The sequence below is a fragment of the Halospeciosus flavus genome (genome assembly GCF_029814175.1).
Taxonomy (GTDB): domain Archaea; phylum Halobacteriota; class Halobacteria; order Halobacteriales; family Halobacteriaceae; genus Halospeciosus; species Halospeciosus flavus.
Genome location: NZ_CP122312.1, coordinates 2,431,657 through 2,448,590 on the forward strand (window position 1 = coordinate 2,431,657; position 16,934 = coordinate 2,448,590).

The following is a 16,934-nucleotide window of genomic DNA, read 5'->3' on the forward strand; positions in this document are numbered from 1 at the left end:
CAGGCGCTATCGACGACGAATGGCGCCAGCCGACGCGGACCCCGGTTACGTCGACCACCCGATGCTCACGGAGGGCGTCATCGAGGCGCGCTCCTACCAACTCGAACTCGCCGACGCCGCGAGCGACGCGAACACGCTCGTCTGTCTCCCCACCGGCCTGGGGAAGACGACCGTGAGCCTGCTCGTCACCGCCGAGCGCCTCCAGGACGACTTCGGTGGCAAGTCGCTGATGCTCGCACCCACCAAACCGCTGGTCGAGCAACACGCGGCGTTCTACCGGGAAGCCCTCGACGTTCCCGACGACGAAGTCGTCGTCTTCACCGGCGAGGTCCGCCCGGACGACCGCGCCGACCTCTGGACCTCGGCCCGGGTCGTCATCGCCACCCCGCAGGTCGTCGAGAACGACCTCGTGGGCAACCGCATCTCGCTGCGCGACGTCGTCCACTGCACGTTCGACGAGTGCCACCGCGCCACCGGCGACTACGCCTACACCTACATCGCCGAGCGCTACCTCGCCGACGCGGCGGACCCGCTCGTCACCGGAATGAGCGCCTCGCCCGGCGGCGACGAGGAGGAGATCCTCACCGTCTGTGAGAACCTCGGTATCGAGGAGGTCGAGGTCCGCACCGAGGACGACAGCGACGTGGCGACCTACACCCACGACACCGACGTCGAGTGGGAGCGCATCGACCTCCCCGACGAGGTGCTGGAGATTCGTGACTCGCTCAACGAGGTCATCGAGGAGCGCCTCGCCCAGTTGAAGGAGATCGGCGTCGTCAACACCACCCAACCGGACGTCTCCCAGAAGGACCTGAACAAGGTCCACGGCCGCCTCCGCGAACTCATCGACAACGACCAGTCCGAGGGCTACCAGGGGATGTCCGTCCACGCCGAGGTGATGAAACTCCGGCGGGCGGTCGAACTCGTCGAGACACAGAGCGTCGAGTCGGTACGCAGATACTTCGAGCGCCAGCGCAACGCCGCGAACGCCTCGGGGGCGTCGAAGGCGTCCCAGCGTCTCGTCTCCGAACCGAGAGTGAAAGACGCGATGCGGAAGGCCGAGGAGTTCGACGACCTCCACCCGAAGTTCCGTCGCGCTCGGATGCTCCTCGCGGAGACGCTGGGCATCCAGGAAGGCGAACGCGTCATCGTGTTCACGGAGTCCCGCGACACCGCAGAGGCGCTGACCGACTTCCTCGGCGAGCACTTCGACACCGAGCGCTTCGTCGGGCAGGGCGACAAGGAGAGCAGTTCGGGGATGTCCCAGAAAGAACAGCAAGAGCGCCTCGACGCCTTCCGCGACGGCGAGTTCGAGGTGCTGGTGTCGACCTCCGTCGCCGAGGAGGGACTCGACGTCCCGGAGGTCGACCTCGTGCTCTTCTTCGAACCCGTCCCCACCGCGATTCGCTCGGTGCAGCGGAAGGGCCGGACCGGCCGACAGGCGGAGGGCCGCGTCGTCGTCCTGATGGCCGAGGACACCCGCGACGAAGCCTACTTCTGGATCTCGCGACGGCGCGAACAGGAGATGGAAGACGAACTGCGCTCGCTCAAGGGCCTCGCCGACGAGATGGAAGACGAACTCGTCGACGACCAGGAACAACTCGACGCCTTCGAGGATTCGGATGGCGCTGACGCCGCGGGCGCCGATACGGACGCCGACGCGAGTGCGACGGCGACGGATGCCGACGGCGGCGGGTCGTCGGGCGGCGACGGACAGGTCGGCCTCACCGACTTCGACGTCCCGGACCCGGCGGAGACCGGCGAGGTGGACGACGAGACGGACGGCGAGACGGAGAGCGAGGGCACCGTCGCGGAGGCCGTCCCGCCCGAAGAGGAGGAGGCGGTCGAGGTCGTCGTCGACCAGCGGGAACTCGACGCGAACGTGGCCCGCGACCTCTCCCAGCGCGACGGCGTCGACACGCGCCTGGAGACCCTGGCCGTCGGCGACTACGTCCTCTCCGACCGCGTCGCCGTCGAGCGCAAGGAGGTCGACGACTTCCTCGACTCCCTGCTCGGGGGTGGCGACCGCTCCATCTTCGAGCAGGTCGGCGACCTCGTCCGCCACTACGACCGGCCCGTGATGATCGTCGAGGGCGAGAAGGACCTCTACGGGTCGCGCAACGTCCACCCGAACGCGATTCGGGGCGCGGTCGCGAGTCTCGCCGTCGACTACGGCCTGAGCCTCCTCCGGACGGACAGCGAGTCGGACACCGCCGACATGCTGGAGGTCATCGCCGGTCGCGAGCAACTGAAACGCGACCGCGAGGTGAGCGCCCACGGCGAGAAGGCCGCCAAGACCCTCGACGAGCAACAGGAGTACGTCGTCGAGTCCATCGCCGACGTCGGCCCCGTGACGGCCCGGACGCTCCTCGAGTCGCTGGGGAGCGTCGAGGCGGTCATGACCGCCGACGAGGAGGAACTCATGGACGTCGACGGCGTCGGCGAGGTGACGGCCTCGCGGATTCGCGAGGTCGTCGGGTCGCGCTACGACCCGAAGTAGTCGGTATTTCTACACAACAGTTATTCGACGGCGACGTCTCGGTGCCAGTATGCACGAGCGAACGCGGCTCGTGGGCGGAATCACGGCGGCGATCCTCGCGGTACTGGCCGGCGTCGGGAGCGTCGGGGTCGGCCTGCTCGGCGAACCGTTCGGCGTCGTCCTCCCACTGGTCGGGGCCGCGTTCGTCTTCGGCGCGGTCTGTGCGTACCTCGTGTGGGGGTGACGGACGGGGCGAGCGCGGCGAACGCGCTCCGAGGACTACGGGATCACCGTCACAGGGACCTTCTGGGCGTCGAGCACCGTCTCCACGGCGCTTCCGAGGATGGCCTTCTCGACCGCCCCGGTCTTCCCGTGGTGGCCCATGACGACGTGGTCGTAGCCGCGTTCGTCGACGAGCGTGAGGATGTCCTCGCCGATGCGCTTCGAGGGGCGGAAGTCGAGGTCGATGTCGACTTCGACCTCGGGTTCGTCCTCGATGCCTTCGGCTTCGAGAATCTCGTTCGCGCGTTCGACGATCTCCTCGGTCGTCTCGCTCTGGCGGTCGGTGATGTGGACGACGTGGAGCGAACCGTCGTAGCGGTTCATCATCTCGGCGGCGAAGTTGAGCGCGCGGAAGCTAACGTCCGAGCCGTCGACCGGGACGAGGATCTTCATATCCGAACGTGTGGGTGCCCGTGGGTTAAGCGTTAGTGGCCTCGACCGGCGTGGCCCACTCAGCGAGGGAGTGCGGCGAGCGCCTCGGCGGCCTCGCGGGCCGCTTCGAGGTACTCGCGGGCGGTCCGCGGGTCGTCGGCGGCCTCCGCGCGGCGGGCCATCGTCGAGACGGACTGCGCGAGGTCCGCACGGGCCGCACCGAGACCGCCTGCGGGTGCGTCGGTCCGCCGGCGCTCGCCGTCGGACTCCCCGCCGCTCTCGCCGGCAGGAGCGCGGTTCTCGGTCGGCGCGGGCGGCCGCGACGGTTCGACCTCGCGTTGGGCGGGTTCCGCCTGCTCGGACGCGGCGCGGCCGGAGGTGTCCGGCGTCTCCGACTGCTCGACGCGTTGCTGAGTCTGCTGGGTCTGCTGAGGCTGTTGCTGGGCGGCCTGCTGTTGGCCCTGCGACTGCGCCTGTGCGCGCTGGGCGGCCTGCTGTTGGGCTTGCTGTTGGCCCTCCGCGCGACAGGTCGGGCAGAACTCCTCGCCCTGGTAGCGGAAGATGGGGTCGCCGCAGGTGTCGCAGTGTTTGTTCGTCATCGTCGCGCCCTGGAGGAGAAGTTCGCTCATCCGGCCGGTCGCCTCTCGGTCCTCCTGGTCCTGCTCGTACTTCTCCCGGAGGCGCTGTTTCTCCGCCTCCTTGTCGAAGTCAGCGTTCTCGTCGCTCATACACACGGTGAGGGGACGGAGCGCCTTCTGTTTTGTTCTACGGGCGGATTGTTCGACACACGTCGAGAGGACAGTTAGACGGACGCCGCGGCGCGAGCCGACCGGTAGCGCGGAGCGTTGTCGAGGCTTCACGCACTTCGTCCGCGGAGACGCCGCGAGAGTACGGACAGCCGAGTGACCACCGCCGCGAGGAGCGGCGTGACGGGGTCGACGAGTGCGCTACCCCCAGTTTTCGACGGCGAGCGGTCGAGAGACCACTCGGTCGACGAAAAGTGGTTTCGAAGCGCTTTTCCAGTCCCGACGCAGGCATTCACGTGATATGACGAAAGTGAGCATCGTCGGCGCGGCCGGTACCGTCGGCGCAGCGGCAGGCTACAACCTCGCGCTCCGCGACGTCGCGGACGAACTCGTCTTCGTCGACATCCCCGAGAAGGAAGACGAGACGGTCGGCCAGGCCGCCGACGCGAACCACGGTGTCGCCTACGACTCGAACACGACCGTCCGCCAGGGCGGCTACGAGGACACCGCGGGCTCGGACGTCGTCGTCGTCACGGCGGGCATCCCCCGCAGTCCGGGCCAGACCCGTATCGACCTCGCGGGCGACAACGCTCCCATCATGGAGGACATCGGCTCCTCCATCGCCGAGTACAACGACGATTTCGTCACCATCACGACGTCGAACCCCGTCGACCTGCTCAACCGCCACCTCTACGAGACGGGCGAGCGCGCCCGCGAGAAAGTCATCGGCTTCGGCGGCCGCCTCGACTCCGCGCGCTTCCGCTACGTCCTCGCCGAGCGCTTCGACACGCAGGTCCAGAACGTCGACGCCACCATCCTCGGCGAGCACGGCGACGCACAGGTCCCCGTCTTCTCGAAGGTCCGCGTCGACGGCACGGACCCCGAGTTCAGCGACGAGGAGAAAGAGGAGATCCTCGAAGACCTCCAGGAGTCCGCGATGAACGTCATCGAGCGCAAGGGCGCCACCGAGTGGGGTCCGGCGACGGGCGTCGCCCACATGGTCGAGGCAGTCCTCCGCGACACGGGCGAGGTGCTGCCCGCGTCCATCAAACTCGAGGGCGAGTACGGCCACGACGACGTCGCGCTCGGCGTCCCCGTGAAACTCGGTTCGAACGGCGTCGAGGAGGTCGTCGAGTGGGACCTCACCGAGTTCGAGCGCGACCAACTCGGCGAGGCCGCCGAGAAGCTCGCCGAACAGTACGAGAAAATCTCCTAGTCGGCGACCGGCGACTGCCCGTCGACGCGGGTACGCGGCGTCGACTCCCCGTCTTCTTCGGACTCGTCACTCGACCAGTCGAGGGCTTCCTCCCAGTAGTGACACATGGTGTCTGTTCGCACGAACAGACACGATTGTCACGGAAAAGTGTTGCGCGAACGGTTGTCACACCACCTGGTTGCCCTCGTCGTCGTACACCTCGATGGCGTCGACGGGGCAGGCACGGGCGGCGAACTTCGCGTCGAGTTCCGCGTCCTCGGGGATTTCGCGGACGAAGATACCGTCCTCGACCTCCTCGGCGTCGGCGAGGTCGGCCTTCCCCGCGTCGGTGTTCTCCTCGAAGGCGTCCCACTCGACGGTGCACTGGAACATGCCGATGCAGGTGTTCCGGTCGAATCTGACTTCCATACGTGGGCGTCGAACCCCGGCCCGTATAGCGTTGACGCCGTGCTCCCGTCAGAATCCGAGGTGCGAGGTCGAACTCGGTCCCTCATCGTCGGTTTCGCCTTCGTCGGCCTCGCCCGCGTGGTCGAAGGTGTAGTCCGGGTCGACGAGGTAGACCGTCCCGTCCTCGGTCTCGACGTCGACCGAGACGAGCGTCGTGTCGGCGGCCTCGCCGTTGTCGCAGTAGCCCGAACAGGCGTCGAACATCGAACCGTGTTTCGGGCAGATGATCTGTCCGTCGCGCATCGCGACGCCGAACCCGCGGTCGAGGCGCTGTGACTCGTGGGTACACCGGTTGATCCACGCCTCCACCGGTCCCGCTCCGTCGTGCTCACTCTCACTCTCGCCCGCGCGCTCGTCCGTGTCCTCGCAGGGGACGAGGACGACCTCTTCGGCGGCGCCGTAGTCGTCGCGGACGGTGAACAGCCACGACCGTTTCTCGTAGACCTCGTCGACGCTGGTGAGTTCCGTGCGGTCGACCATACCGGTCGAAAGGGTCGGCCGCGGATAACTGTACGCCCGCGTGCGACAGTTTAAACCGCGGAAAGGCCCTACTCGGGTGCAATGAGAGTCACGGACGTGCCCGGGGTCCCCGAGTGGCTCCCCGAGCACCTCGCCGACGAGGGCATCCAAGAACTCTACCCGCCGCAGGCCGAGGCCGTCGAGCGCGGCGTCGCCGAGGGGGAGAGTCTGGTCGCCTCCGTCCCGACGGCGTCGGGCAAGACGCTCGTCGCGGAACTCGCGATGCTCTCGGCGGTCGCGTCGGGCGGGAAAGCCCTCTACATCGTCCCCCTGCGCGCGCTCGCCGGCGAGAAGGCCCGCGAGTTCGAGCAGTTCGAGCAGTACGGCGTCTCGGTGGGCGTCTCCACCGGGAACTACGAGAGCGACGGCGACTGGCTGGGGAGTCGGGACGTCATCGTCGCGACCTCCGAGAAGGTGGACTCGCTGCTCCGCAACGGCGCGCAGTGGGTCGACGACCTCGCCTGTGTCGTCTCCGACGAGGTCCACCTCGTCGACGACAGCCACCGCGGTCCCACACTGGAGGTCACGCTCGGGAAACTCCGCCAACGCGTCGCCGACCTGCAGGTCGTCGCCCTCTCCGCGACGGTCGGGAACGCCGACGAACTCGCCGACTGGCTCGACGCCGAACTCGTCGACTCCAGTTGGCGGCCCATCGACCTCCGGACGGGCGTCCACTACGGACAGGCGCTCCACCTCGACGACGGCACCCAGCGGGAGTTGCCGGTCGGCGGGCACGACACCCAGAGCGCAGCCATCGTCGACGACACCCTCGACGACGGCGGGTCGACCCTCGTCTTCGTCAACTCCCGGCGCAACGCCGAGGCCGAAGCCGCCCGACTCGCCGACGTCACCCGCCAGCACCTCGACGCCGAGGAGCGCGAAGCCCTCGACGGACTCGCCGCGGACATCCGCGAAGTGAGCGACACGGAGACGAGCGACGACCTGGCGGACGCCGTCGAGCGCGGCGCGGCCTACCACCACGCCGGTCTCGCCCGCGAACACCGCGAACTCGTCGAGGAGGCCTTCAGAGACCGCCTCGTGAAGGCCATCGCCGCCACGCCGACGCTCGCGGCGGGCGTCAACACCCCCGCGCGACGCGTCGTCGTCCGCGACTGGCGACGCTACGACGGCGACGCCGGCGGGATGAAACCCCTCGACGTCCTCGAAGTCCACCAGATGTTCGGCCGGGCCGGTCGGCCGGGTCTCGACCCCTACGGCGAGGCCGTCCTCCTCGCGGACACCCACGACGAACTCGAAGAACTGTTCGACCGCTACGTCTACGCCGAACCCGAGGCCGTCCGCTCGAAACTCGCGGCCGAACCCGCACTCCGGACGCACGTCCTCGCGACCGTCGCGACGGGGTTCGCGACGACGCGGACCGGGCTCCTCGACTTCCTCGACGAGACGTTGTACGCGACACAGACCGACGACCCACAGCGACTCGAAACCGTCACCGACGACGTCCTCGCGTACCTGGCGCGAAACGACTTCCTCGAACGCGACGGCGACCAACTCTCGGCGACGCGCAGCGGCCACCTCGTCTCGCAACTCTACGTCGACCCGATGAGCGCGGCCGAGATCATCCACGGACTGGAGGTGGGACCGAGCGTGGAGTCGGCGAGCGACGGCGACGGCGACGACAGTGAGACCAGTTTCCGAACCGCGAGTGAACTCGCGGCGGACGACGACGGTGACGACGACCCCGACCCGACGCCGTTCGGACTCTACCACCTCGTCTCGCGCACCCCCGACATGTACGAACTCTACCTCCGCTCGGGCGACCGCGAAGAGTACGCCGAACTCGCCTACGAGCGCGAAGCGGAGTTGCTGGGTCGCGCCCCCTCGGAGTACGAGGACGCCCGGTGGGAGGACTGGCTCTCGGCGCTCAAGACCGCCAAACTCCTCGAAGACTGGGCGAGCGAACTCGACGAGGAGCGCATCGCCGAACGCTACGGCGTCGGTCCGGGCGACATCCGCGGGAAGGTCGAGACCGCCGAGTGGTTGCTCAACGCCGCCGAGCGACTCGCGGCCGAACTCGATCTCGGCTGTGCACCCGCGGTCCGTCGCGCCCGCAAGCGCGTCGAGTACGGCGTCCGCGAGGAACTCCTCGACCTCGCCGGTGTGCGCGAGGTGGGTCGCAAGCGCGCCCGCCGCCTCTACAACGCGGGCATCGAGTCGCGGGCCGACCTCCGCGAAGCCGACAAGTCGGTCGTGCTCGCGGCGCTCCGTGGCCGACGGAAGACCGCGGAGACAGTCCTGGAGAACGCCGGTCACGAGAACCCCTCGATGGAGGGCGTCGACGCGGACGCCGACACGGACGCGGACCCGAACGGGGACGTCGGAGCGACGTCGGCAGACGGGAGCACCGACACACCCGAACGCGCCGGAACCGACGAGTCCGGGAGCGGCCAGGCCAGTCTGGGTGATTTCGAGTGAACTACGTCGACGGCCGACTCCACGTCACCGACCTCGACGCGTTCGTCGAGACGCTCGACGAAATCGGCGAAGAGTACGACTGTGCGGTGCAGGCCTTCGACGCGACGCGGATCGTCGACGAAGCGCACCTCCGGAGCGCCGTCGAACACGCGAACCGCGCGTTCGAGCGCGGCGAGAACGTCGCCCGGGAGCGGAGCGTCGAAATCCTGCTGTACGCCGCCGGGCGCCGGCAGATCTCCCGCGCGCTCGAACTCGGCGTCGCGGCCGACGAACCCGACCAGCCAGTCGTCGTGGTCGCCGACGGGGAGGACGAAGCAGACGAGACGGCCGCACTCCGCGCCGTCGAGACGCGCGTCGACCTCGAACCCGCGTCCGTCCTCGACGAAGTCGACGAGGACGCCGTCGAGGCGTTCTTCGACATCACCGACGCCGAGCGCCGGGCGAGCAGCGCCGACCTGAGCGCGCTGGTTCGCGAGCGCGTCGCCCTCCTCGACGTCGAGAAGTGAGGGTGTGGGGGCCGGCACCGTTTTTGGCCGGGCGTCACTAGACCCACGTATGCCCGAGGACGAGCACGCGTCCGAGACGAGTCACATCGGCCGGATGGACCAGCGCGAGCGCGACCGAACCGAGCGCATCGAGGAGGAACTGCGCGAGGAACTCGACGGGCAGCAGTACCCGACGAACACGGCCGAACTCTCCCGCGAGTACGCCGAGACGATCGTCCACCTCCCACGCGATACCGAGTCGCTCGGCGACGTCTTCGACCGCCTCGCGCCCGACGAGTACGACTCCCCGCAGGACGCCCGCGAGGCCGTCCTCGGCGAACTCACGGGGACCGCCGGCTTCGAGCGCGGCGACGACTCGGAGTACAACCCCGAACGCGAACTCGACGCCCTCGAAGAGACCGAACGCGAAGAAGGGAAGAGCGAACTCGACGTCGAGTGACGCGCCGCCACGACCCGAGTCGACGGGTCGAACGCGATTCGTTTTTCTGTCGTCCCGGTTCGGTGAGCGACCCGCTCCAGTCGAAACACCGCCCGCGTCCGACCGACGGACGTCCGACGCTCACCGACAGAACCACACGATGAGCGCCCGGTGGTCGTCCGTCTCGGGCGGGTCGAGGAGCGTCGCCGCTCCGGACGGCGCGTCGGCCGCGTCCCAGGGGGAGTCGGGTTTCTCGGTCATCGTCGTTCCTCGCGACGCGGTCGGAGGACGTCCGACCGCCGGACCACGGGGACGGTGGCTCGCAAGGCACTCCCACGTGGCCCAGGTCGTCGTTCTCCCGCCGTGGGGAAAGGTGTCAGCCAAGCGCGAGGTGAAAGTGAAACTGGAACGAGGGGTCGTTTCGAGTGGAACGTATTCCGGTGGTTACGCGGTCGGAATAGTCGGTGAGGGGACCCCTCCAGTCGAAGTGAAGGGGTTTCGGACGGTGAAAAGTGTCATAGTCCCACCAGGAGTCGAACCTGGGTCGTTGCCCCCAGAAGGCAACAGGATTGGCCAGCTACCCCATGGGACTGCTACGTCTGCACTCCTCCGTAGGGGGTGGTGATTTATGAGTGTTGCGAAGGAGAATCGTCGGGAATCGAGGGTACCTCGTAGTGCTCCTTCCGGTGACAGTTCGCACAGAGGACGACACAGCGTTCGATTTCGTCGCGGAGTGCCACTTTTCCGTAGCCGTAGCTGACCATGTTCGAGACGCCCAGTTCCTTCTCACCGGTGTGGTGGAAGTCAAGACAGGCGGGATCGCCCTCCCCACAGCGTGCACACTCACACTCCGCTGCCTTGTAGTCGTGGACCCAGCGACGCATCTCCGCGCGGCGACGTTCCTTCTTGTCGATTTCTTTCCGCCGGTTCTTGTAGTACCACCGTTGATTTCCCGAGATATCTTCCCAGACTTTGTCCTCAGGGAGCTCCACCCAATCGGGTTTCGGTGCAACGCTCGGACCACCGTACTCGCTCTTGTCGTACGTCTCCAGTCCCGCGTGCTCCTTCGCGGCGTTCCACCCGCCCATCACCCGCATGATAGTCGCGGAGGCAGGTGTGTAGCCGAGCTCCTCGTACTGGGCTTTAGTGGGAGAGTCACCGAGTGTTCGAGCCGCACGTTGCAGGGCGTCGATGCACGCATCTGTCGTCGTCATGGTCAGAGGGCACGACACGCCGTCGCGCTCACTAGTTGAGCGCGACCGGAGAAAAGCATCCGGACGCAACACGTCATGTATCATCGGATGCAAGCGCGTGTCCGGCTGCGAAATTACGAGAATAGCAGCCGGAGAGAGGGCAGAAGCGCGTCTCAACCCGACACGTCGCGTTCACAATCGGCCGTCGTCCCCGCAAGATACCTATTCAGAAGGTGATGAACGCGACTGTGGAGACGGTCTCCAGACGAATCCAGGCGCTCCTGTCGAGGGCAAATCACGTACCTGCGCCGTAGTCGCCGGCTGCTCGCGTGACAGCACTCCCGACAGTCCCACCTGAGTCTCACTCTCGTCACGGGTTCACAATCGGTCCACGTGTGGTGGTTTCCTCTAATAGTGAACCGCACTGGAAGCGACTCCGGCGCCCCCACCGCGCGCGAAACACGGTCGAATGCGGCCTGTGGGAAATCCCCTTAACCCCTCGAGTGATCCGACCACGGCGAGGGCATCACTTCCACCACAAGAACGGAGGCCGACCTGGAGAGATTCATCCACTGCAAGACTCAACACGACTGTACTAGGGGGGAATCCGGATGATTGTGAACGCGCGGAAAGAGGGCGAGACGATTTGTCGGGCGACGACTGGCCCCTGTTCAGGGCCGAGGTGGGTGTGAACCACACTAACGTGGCAAGGGTGATCAGTTTATCATCCGTGTGGGAGAGACGTCGGAAGCGGTCGGCGTGCCATGATAGACGGTGACGACGGTGCAGACGGACGACCGACACTGAGGTGGAATTCACCGGATACTGTGCTGTCCCAGCAACTACGGCCCTTCACCTTCACTTCTTCTCCTCGATATCCCCTCATTCGTGCGTATATCGCCGGATATTTTACTTTGAGTTGTACACATAGGCGTATGTACGTTGGACGTTTCGTCGTCGTCGGTCCCGACATCGCCGCCTACCGCGTCTCCTCTCGGTCGTTCCCGAACCGGAAGGTCGTCGAGAACGACGGGACGCTCGCCGTCGTCCCGACCACCGAGACGGACCCGGAGAACCCCTACGTCTCCTATAACTGCCTGCGGACGACCGAAGACGGGTCGGCCGCCGTCGTCGCGAACGGAACCCACACCGACCCCATCACCGAGAAACTGGACCTCGGCTACCCGGCCCGCGACGCCCTCGCGGAGTCGCTGCTCGCGCTGGACTACGAGAAAGACGACTACGACACGCCGCGCATCGCCGGCGTCGTCGGCGAGGAGGGCGCCTACGTCGGGATCGTCCGGAAGGACGCCCTGCTCGTCGAGGCGGTCGAGGAGCCGACGCTCGTCGCGACCTACGAGAAGGACGCACCCGAGCCGTACGCGTTGGAAGCCGAGAACGCCGAAGACGCGGCCCGCGAGGTGTACGAGGCCGACTTCGAGCACGCCGTCTGTGCGGCCGCCGCTGCGCCGACCGACGACGGGTTCGAACGGGCACGCTACAACGGCGACGCCGAGTAGCCGGCGTCTGTCCCAGGCCGTGCGGTTAAGGGTTCGCCGGACGGAGTCGTCGGTATGCGTCTGGGGATCATCTCGGACATCCACGCGAACCGGGTCGCACTCGACGCGGTCCTCGCCGACATGCCGCCGGTCGAGCAGGTCGTGTGCGCCGGTGACGTCGTCGGCTACAACCCGTGGCCCGAGGAGTGCGTCGAGGCGGTACGCGAGCGAGCCGTCCCGACCGTGATGGGCAACCACGACCGGAAGGTCGCCACCGGGACCAACTTCGGCGGGAACCGGATGGCACAGGCGGGCGTCCGCCTCGCCAGCAGGGCGCTCTCCCCCGAACAGAAGCAGTGGTTGAGCGCGCTTCCGGCAGAGCGACGGGTCGCCGACGGCCGGGTGAAGGTCGTCCACGGCCACCCGGCGAACCCGGACCGCTACACCTACCCCGAGGAGTTCTCTCCCCGACTGCTGGGCGACGAGGACGTCCTCGTGATGGGGCACACGCACGTCCAGCACCACGAAGTGTACGACGAGGGCGTCGTGTTGAACCCGGGGAGCGTCGGTCAACCCCGCGACGAAGACCCGCGGGCGGCCTACGCGGTCGTCGACCTGGACGACCTGTCGGTCGACGAGCACCACGTCGAGTACGACGTCGACGCCGTCGCCGCGGCCGTCGAAGACGCGGATCTCCCGGCCCGGACGGCCGAGCGGTTACGAGAGGGCCGGTAGCCGGGGCAGACCGGAAGTGCTCAGAACTCGACGTCGACGTGACCGTCTTCGTCGACTTCGATGGCGCCCGAACAGAGTTCGCGGAAGCGTTCGATGGTCTCCGCGTCGTGGACCTCCGTGGAGACGTGGAAGAGACCGACCGCGTCGTGTTCTTCGAGGAGGTCGACGATCCGTGAGAGGGCCTCGACGGCCGCGTCGTCGTCGGCGTAGTAGGCGAGTTCGGTGATGGAGTCGAAACTGACCCGTCGCTTGCCGTCGTTCTCCGAGAGGAAGGATTCGGTGACGTCGACGATGCCGTCGACGTCTTCGGGGCGGGAGACGTAGTGGATGTTGTCCGCGCTCCGACGGGAATAACCCCGTTCGACGCTCAGCGTGTCGAGGATGTCCGCGCGCGACTCCTCGACGTCGTAGTAGTCGAGTTTCTGCTGGACCTCGCGGGCCGACGTCCGCGTCGAGATGACGAGGAAGCGGTCGGTGTCGGCCTTGAGGAACTCGGTGTCGATTCGATCCGTCTCGGCAGTACTCGGGTGGAGAAGCAGGATGGCGGTGCCCCCGGGAACCGTCGCCGGCGACTCGCCGATGTCGAGCCGATAGTCCATACGTCCACAACCGACCCACCGAACTTAATTCGTGAGGGTCGGTCCGGTCAGAAGACGGAGTCGGCGGTCGCGGCGCCGACGACGGAGAAGATGGCGCCGACGCTCGACGCCTTCAACGCGAGGATGGTGACGGAGAGCGGCGTCTCGGGCACACCGATGGCGTCGGCGAACGTCCGTGGCGCCTTGAGGGCGAGGGCGAGGACGAGCACCGACCCGAAGGCGACGACCATCAGCGAGATGAAGCGAATCGGGACACCGCCGACCTCGGCTTCGCGCTCCGGGTCCCGACCGGCGTCGGCCTTGTAGAGGGCGCCGTAGCCGATGGCGAAGACGATGGATACCGTGGTGAGGACGTGGAGCCACGACATCTCGCTGGCCAGGACCCACACCTCCTCGGTGACGACGAACGGTCCCGCGAGGAGGAAGCCACCGACGACCTGTTGGGCCGTGTCCGCGAGCGCGTAGCGCTTGTTGCGACCGACCATACCGGAGAGACCCGCGGCAGTACCAAAAGCCCACTCCCTCCGCGGCGGGCGGTCGAACCCACATCCGTTTTATCGCCCCCGGCCGTCGACCCGGGTATGAGCGTTCGCGAGGAGTTCGACGAGTGGGCGGCATCCGGCCGCGACAAGGGAATGGAGGAGCGCCACTGGCACACCGCCAAACACGTCCTCGCGCGGATGCCCGTCGAGGAAGGCGACACCGTCCTCGACCTCGGCACGGGGAGCGGCTACGCCTGTCGCGCCCTCCGCGAGCGAGACGTCGGCCGCGCCTACGGACTCGACGGCGCGCCCGCGATGGCGCAGAACGCCCGCTCCTACACCGAGGACGAGCAGGTCGGCTTCGTCGTCGGCGACTTCGACACCCTCCCCTTCGAGGACGACGCCGTCGACCACGTCTTCTCGATGGAGGCCTTCTACTACGCCAGCAACCCGCACAACACTCTCGAAGAGGTGAAGCGAGTCCTCCGGCCCGGCGGCACCTTCTACTGCGCCGTGAACTACTACGAGGAGAACGTCTACTCCCACGAGTGGCAGGAGAACATCGAGGTAGAGATGACCCGCTGGGACAGAGAAGAGTACCGCGAGGCGTTCCGCGACGCCGGCCTCTTCGTCGCCGAGCAGGACAACGTCCCCGACCGCGACACCCGCATCCCCGACGCCGAGCAGTTCCCCCACGAGGGCTTCGACACCCGCGAGGAGATGGTCGAGCGCTACCGGAAACTCGGCACGCTCCTGACCGTCGGCGTCGCGCCCGAGTAGCCCGTTAGCTCTCCACCCTCGCTCATCGACCTCGGCCCGTTCGTTTTACCACCCGCCCGCGAGAAGCGTCGACAACGATGACCGAGGTGAAGGGTGCCGAGGAGGTCCGCGAGGACAACCCGTACATCACGGAGCCAAACCTCGACTTCGACCCGCCCGAGGCGTTGAGCGAGGCGGAGGCCGAACGGCAGGTCGAGTACCTCCGCGAGGCGGTCCGCTTCCACGACTACCGCTACTACGTCCTGAACGACCCCGTCATCTCGGACCACGCCTACGACCAGTTGTTCGACCGCCTGGAGACCTTAGAGGACGAGTTCGACCTCCAGACCGAGGACTCGCCGACCCAGCGCGTCGGCGGCGAACCGGTCGAAGAACTGGGGACGGTCGAGCACGTCACCGAGATGCTCTCCATCGACTCCTCGGGCGACGCCGAGGACGTCCGCGACTTCGCCGACCGCGTCGAGCGGGAGGTCGACGACGTCCAGTACACCTGCGAGCCGAAGTTCGACGGCCTCTCCGTCGAGGTGATCTACGTCGACGGCGAGTACGAGCGGGCGGCGACTCGCGGCGACGGGGAGACGGGCGAGGACGTCACCCAGAACGTCCGTACCATCGAGTCCATCCCCTCGCGCCTGCGTGGCGACTACCCCGACTACCTCGCCGTCCGCGGCGAGGTGTACATGCCCCGCGACGAGTTCCACGAGCACAACCGCGAACTCGTCGAGCAGGGCGAAGAGCCGTTCGCCAACCCGCGGAACGCGGCGGCGGGGAGCCTCCGACAACTCGACCCCTCGGTCACGGCCGAACGCCCCCTCGACTGTTTCTTCTACGACGTCCTCGCGGCCGGCGAGAGCGAGGAGGCCGCCCGCGAGGCCGAGGGGCGCGGCGAGGAGGGCGCGAGGGGCCTCGACACCCACTGGGAGGAACACCAGACGCTCCCCGACTGGGGGCTGAAGGTCAACGACCGCGTCGAACTCGTCGACGACATCGAGGGGTTCGTCGAGTACCGCGACGACCTGCAGGAGGTCCGCGAGGACCTCAACTACGAGATCGACGGGACGGTCGCGAAGGTCAACGACCGCCACCTGTGTCAGGAACTCGGCTCGACGTCGCGACACTACCGGTGGGCGTACGCCTACAAGTTCCCGCCGCGCACCGAGACCTCGAAAATCACCGACGTCGTCGTCCAGGTCGGCCGGACGGGTCGGCTCACCCCCGTCGCGCTCCTCGAACCCGTCGAGGTCGGTGGCGTCACCGTCTCCCGGGCGAGCCTCCACAATCAGGAGGAGATCGCCGAGTTGGGCGTCGACGTCGGCGACGAGGTGAAGGTCGAACGCGCCGGCGACGTCATCCCGTACATCGACGAGGTCGTCGAGGAGCACACGGAGGGCTACTTCGAACTCCCCGACGAGTGTCCGGTCTGCGGGAGCGACGTGGAGTACGAGGGACCCATCGCCTACTGTACCGGGGGATTGGCCTGTCCCGCGCAGTTGAAACGTGCCGTGGAGTACTTCGCCTCAGACGACGGACTCGACATCGAGGGCATCGGCGAGGAGGCCGCCGAGACGTTCGTTGAGGAGGGACTCGTCGACCACGACGTCGCGGACCTCTACGAACTCGACGAGTCGGACCTCACCCAACTGGAGGGGTGGGGCGAGAAGAGCGCGCACAACCTCCTCGACGAACTGGAGGACTCCCGGCACCCGCCGCTCGACGACTTCCTCGCGGCCATCGGCATCCCCGAGGTCGGCCCGACCGTCGCCCGCGACCTCGCGGCCCACTTCGAGACGCTCGACGCCTTCCTCGACGCCGACCGAGAAGACTTCGAAGAGGTCGAGGGCATCGGGCCGACCGTCGCGGCACACATCCAGGACTTCCTGGAGAACGAGCGCAACCGCGAAGTCATCGAGCGCCTGCGCGACGAGGACCACCTCGGCGAACCCGAACCGTTCACCACGGCGGGCGGCGAGGAGTTGGAGGGACTGACCGTCGTCTTCACCGGGTCGGTCGAAGGGTGGACCCGAGAGGACCTCCAGGAACTGGTCGAGCGCCACGGCGGCGACGCGACCAGTTCGGTCTCCTCGGCGACCGACTACCTCGTCGTCGGAGAGAACCCCGGGACCACGAAGCGCGAGGACGCGGACGAACACGACGTCCCCGAGATCGACCCCGAGGAGTTCTTCGACCTCGTCGAGGAGCGGGGCGTCGACGTCGAGCGTTGAGGG

The 16,934-nt window shown here is 67.4% G+C and carries 18 protein-coding genes and 1 tRNA gene; 10 read left to right on the forward strand and 9 right to left on the reverse strand.

The genetic code is table 11. From position 1 onward, the window contains the following. Window positions 1-19 precede the first annotated feature (19 nt). On the forward strand, window positions 20-2,500 hold the full coding sequence (locus P0Y33_RS12735) for a DEAD/DEAH box helicase (RefSeq protein ID WP_279527769.1): 2,481 nt from the start codon (window positions 20-22) through the stop codon (window positions 2,498-2,500). Window positions 2,501-2,549: 49 nt separating this feature from the next. Then, entirely contained in the window at window positions 2,550-2,723 is a 174-nt protein-coding gene (locus P0Y33_RS12740) for a hypothetical protein (protein WP_279527770.1), read from the forward strand. Between the two features lie 35 nt (window positions 2,724-2,758). Here P0Y33_RS12740 and P0Y33_RS12745 read toward each other — a convergent pair whose 3' ends face one another. Next, the gene (locus tag P0Y33_RS12745) at window positions 2,759-3,154 is read right to left on the reverse strand and encodes a universal stress protein (protein WP_279527771.1); all 396 of its coding nucleotides are present in this window, start codon (window positions 3,152-3,154) and stop codon (window positions 2,759-2,761) included. Window positions 3,155-3,213: 59 nt separating this feature from the next. Beyond that, entirely contained in the window at window positions 3,214-3,861 is a 648-nt protein-coding gene (locus tag P0Y33_RS12750) for an Sjogren's syndrome/scleroderma autoantigen 1 family protein (protein WP_279527772.1), read from the reverse strand. A gap of 319 nt (window positions 3,862-4,180) precedes the next feature. On the opposite strand from P0Y33_RS12750, the gene mdh reads away from it, so the two are divergent. Then, window positions 4,181-5,095: a malate dehydrogenase gene (gene mdh / locus P0Y33_RS12755; RefSeq protein WP_279527773.1), complete on the forward strand. Its 915-nt coding sequence runs from the start codon at window positions 4,181-4,183 to the stop codon at window positions 5,093-5,095. Here the strand turns inward: mdh and P0Y33_RS12760 are convergent. Genes P0Y33_RS12760 through P0Y33_RS12770 form a run of 3 tightly spaced genes read right to left on the reverse strand, consistent with a single transcriptional unit; the run spans window position 5,092 to window position 6,022 of the window. Beyond that, on the reverse strand, window positions 5,092-5,217 hold the full coding sequence (locus tag P0Y33_RS12760) for a hypothetical protein (protein WP_279527774.1): 126 nt from the start codon (window positions 5,215-5,217) through the stop codon (window positions 5,092-5,094). The two genes, mdh and P0Y33_RS12760, sit on opposite strands and share 4 nt — an antisense overlap. A gap of 43 nt (window positions 5,218-5,260) precedes the next feature. Continuing rightward, window positions 5,261-5,503 carry a ferredoxin gene (locus P0Y33_RS12765; RefSeq protein WP_279527775.1) on the reverse strand — a complete coding sequence of 81 codons (243 nt, stop codon included), beginning with the start codon at window positions 5,501-5,503 and terminating at the stop codon, window positions 5,261-5,263. Between the two features lie 48 nt (window positions 5,504-5,551). Next, window positions 5,552-6,022, reverse strand: coding sequence for a Rieske (2Fe-2S) protein (locus P0Y33_RS12770; protein WP_279527776.1), 471 nt, complete (start codon window positions 6,020-6,022; stop codon window positions 5,552-5,554). Window positions 6,023-6,103: 81 nt separating this feature from the next. On the opposite strand from P0Y33_RS12770, the gene P0Y33_RS12775 reads away from it, so the two are divergent. The 3 genes from P0Y33_RS12775 to P0Y33_RS12785 are packed head-to-tail and all read left to right on the forward strand — an operon-like array spanning window position 6,104 to window position 9,442. Further along, the gene (locus P0Y33_RS12775) at window positions 6,104-8,497 is read left to right on the forward strand and encodes an ATP-dependent DNA helicase (protein WP_279527777.1); all 2,394 of its coding nucleotides are present in this window, start codon (window positions 6,104-6,106) and stop codon (window positions 8,495-8,497) included. Further along, window positions 8,494-9,003 (forward strand): KEOPS complex subunit Cgi121, encoded by a 510-nt coding sequence (gene cgi121 / locus P0Y33_RS12780; RefSeq protein WP_279527778.1) that lies wholly within the window; start codon window positions 8,494-8,496, stop codon window positions 9,001-9,003. The genes P0Y33_RS12775 and cgi121 overlap by 4 nt, the downstream gene beginning before the upstream one ends. Window positions 9,004-9,052: 49 nt before the next feature. Then, window positions 9,053-9,442, forward strand: coding sequence for a DUF5789 family protein (locus P0Y33_RS12785; protein ID WP_279527779.1), 390 nt, complete (start codon window positions 9,053-9,055; stop codon window positions 9,440-9,442). Between the two features lie 497 nt (window positions 9,443-9,939). Here the strand turns inward: P0Y33_RS12785 and P0Y33_RS12790 are convergent. Continuing rightward, window positions 9,940-10,013, reverse strand: a tRNA-Gln gene (locus tag P0Y33_RS12790). A gap of 34 nt (window positions 10,014-10,047) precedes the next feature. After that, window positions 10,048-10,635 carry a homing endonuclease associated repeat-containing protein gene (locus tag P0Y33_RS12795; protein WP_279527780.1) on the reverse strand — a complete coding sequence of 196 codons (588 nt, stop codon included), beginning with the start codon at window positions 10,633-10,635 and terminating at the stop codon, window positions 10,048-10,050. A gap of 914 nt (window positions 10,636-11,549) precedes the next feature. Here P0Y33_RS12795 and P0Y33_RS12800 point away from each other — a divergent pair. Then, window positions 11,550-12,134, forward strand: a complete 585-nt coding sequence (locus P0Y33_RS12800) for an IMP cyclohydrolase (RefSeq protein ID WP_279527781.1) — start codon at window positions 11,550-11,552, stop codon at window positions 12,132-12,134. 54 nt (window positions 12,135-12,188) lie between these two features. Beyond that, window positions 12,189-12,848 carry a metallophosphoesterase family protein gene (locus tag P0Y33_RS12805; RefSeq protein WP_279527782.1) on the forward strand — a complete coding sequence of 220 codons (660 nt, stop codon included), beginning with the start codon at window positions 12,189-12,191 and terminating at the stop codon, window positions 12,846-12,848. A 20-nt stretch (window positions 12,849-12,868) separates the two neighbouring features. On the opposite strand, the gene P0Y33_RS12810 is transcribed toward P0Y33_RS12805, so the two are convergent. Both P0Y33_RS12810 and P0Y33_RS12815 read right to left on the reverse strand, forming a co-directional pair. Further along, window positions 12,869-13,447 carry a DUF7090 family protein gene (locus P0Y33_RS12810; RefSeq protein WP_279527783.1) on the reverse strand — a complete coding sequence of 193 codons (579 nt, stop codon included), beginning with the start codon at window positions 13,445-13,447 and terminating at the stop codon, window positions 12,869-12,871. A 47-nt stretch (window positions 13,448-13,494) separates the two neighbouring features. Further along, entirely contained in the window at window positions 13,495-13,932 is a 438-nt protein-coding gene (locus P0Y33_RS12815; RefSeq protein WP_279527784.1) for a DUF2391 family protein, read from the reverse strand. Between the two features lie 96 nt (window positions 13,933-14,028). On the opposite strand from P0Y33_RS12815, the gene P0Y33_RS12820 reads away from it, so the two are divergent. Then, window positions 14,029-14,709 carry a class I SAM-dependent methyltransferase gene (locus P0Y33_RS12820; protein ID WP_279527785.1) on the forward strand — a complete coding sequence of 227 codons (681 nt, stop codon included), beginning with the start codon at window positions 14,029-14,031 and terminating at the stop codon, window positions 14,707-14,709. 77 nt (window positions 14,710-14,786) lie between these two features. Continuing rightward, the gene (gene ligA / locus P0Y33_RS12825) at window positions 14,787-16,931 is read left to right on the forward strand and encodes an NAD-dependent DNA ligase LigA (protein ID WP_279527786.1); all 2,145 of its coding nucleotides are present in this window, start codon (window positions 14,787-14,789) and stop codon (window positions 16,929-16,931) included. Window positions 16,932-16,934: the final 3 nt, after the last annotated feature.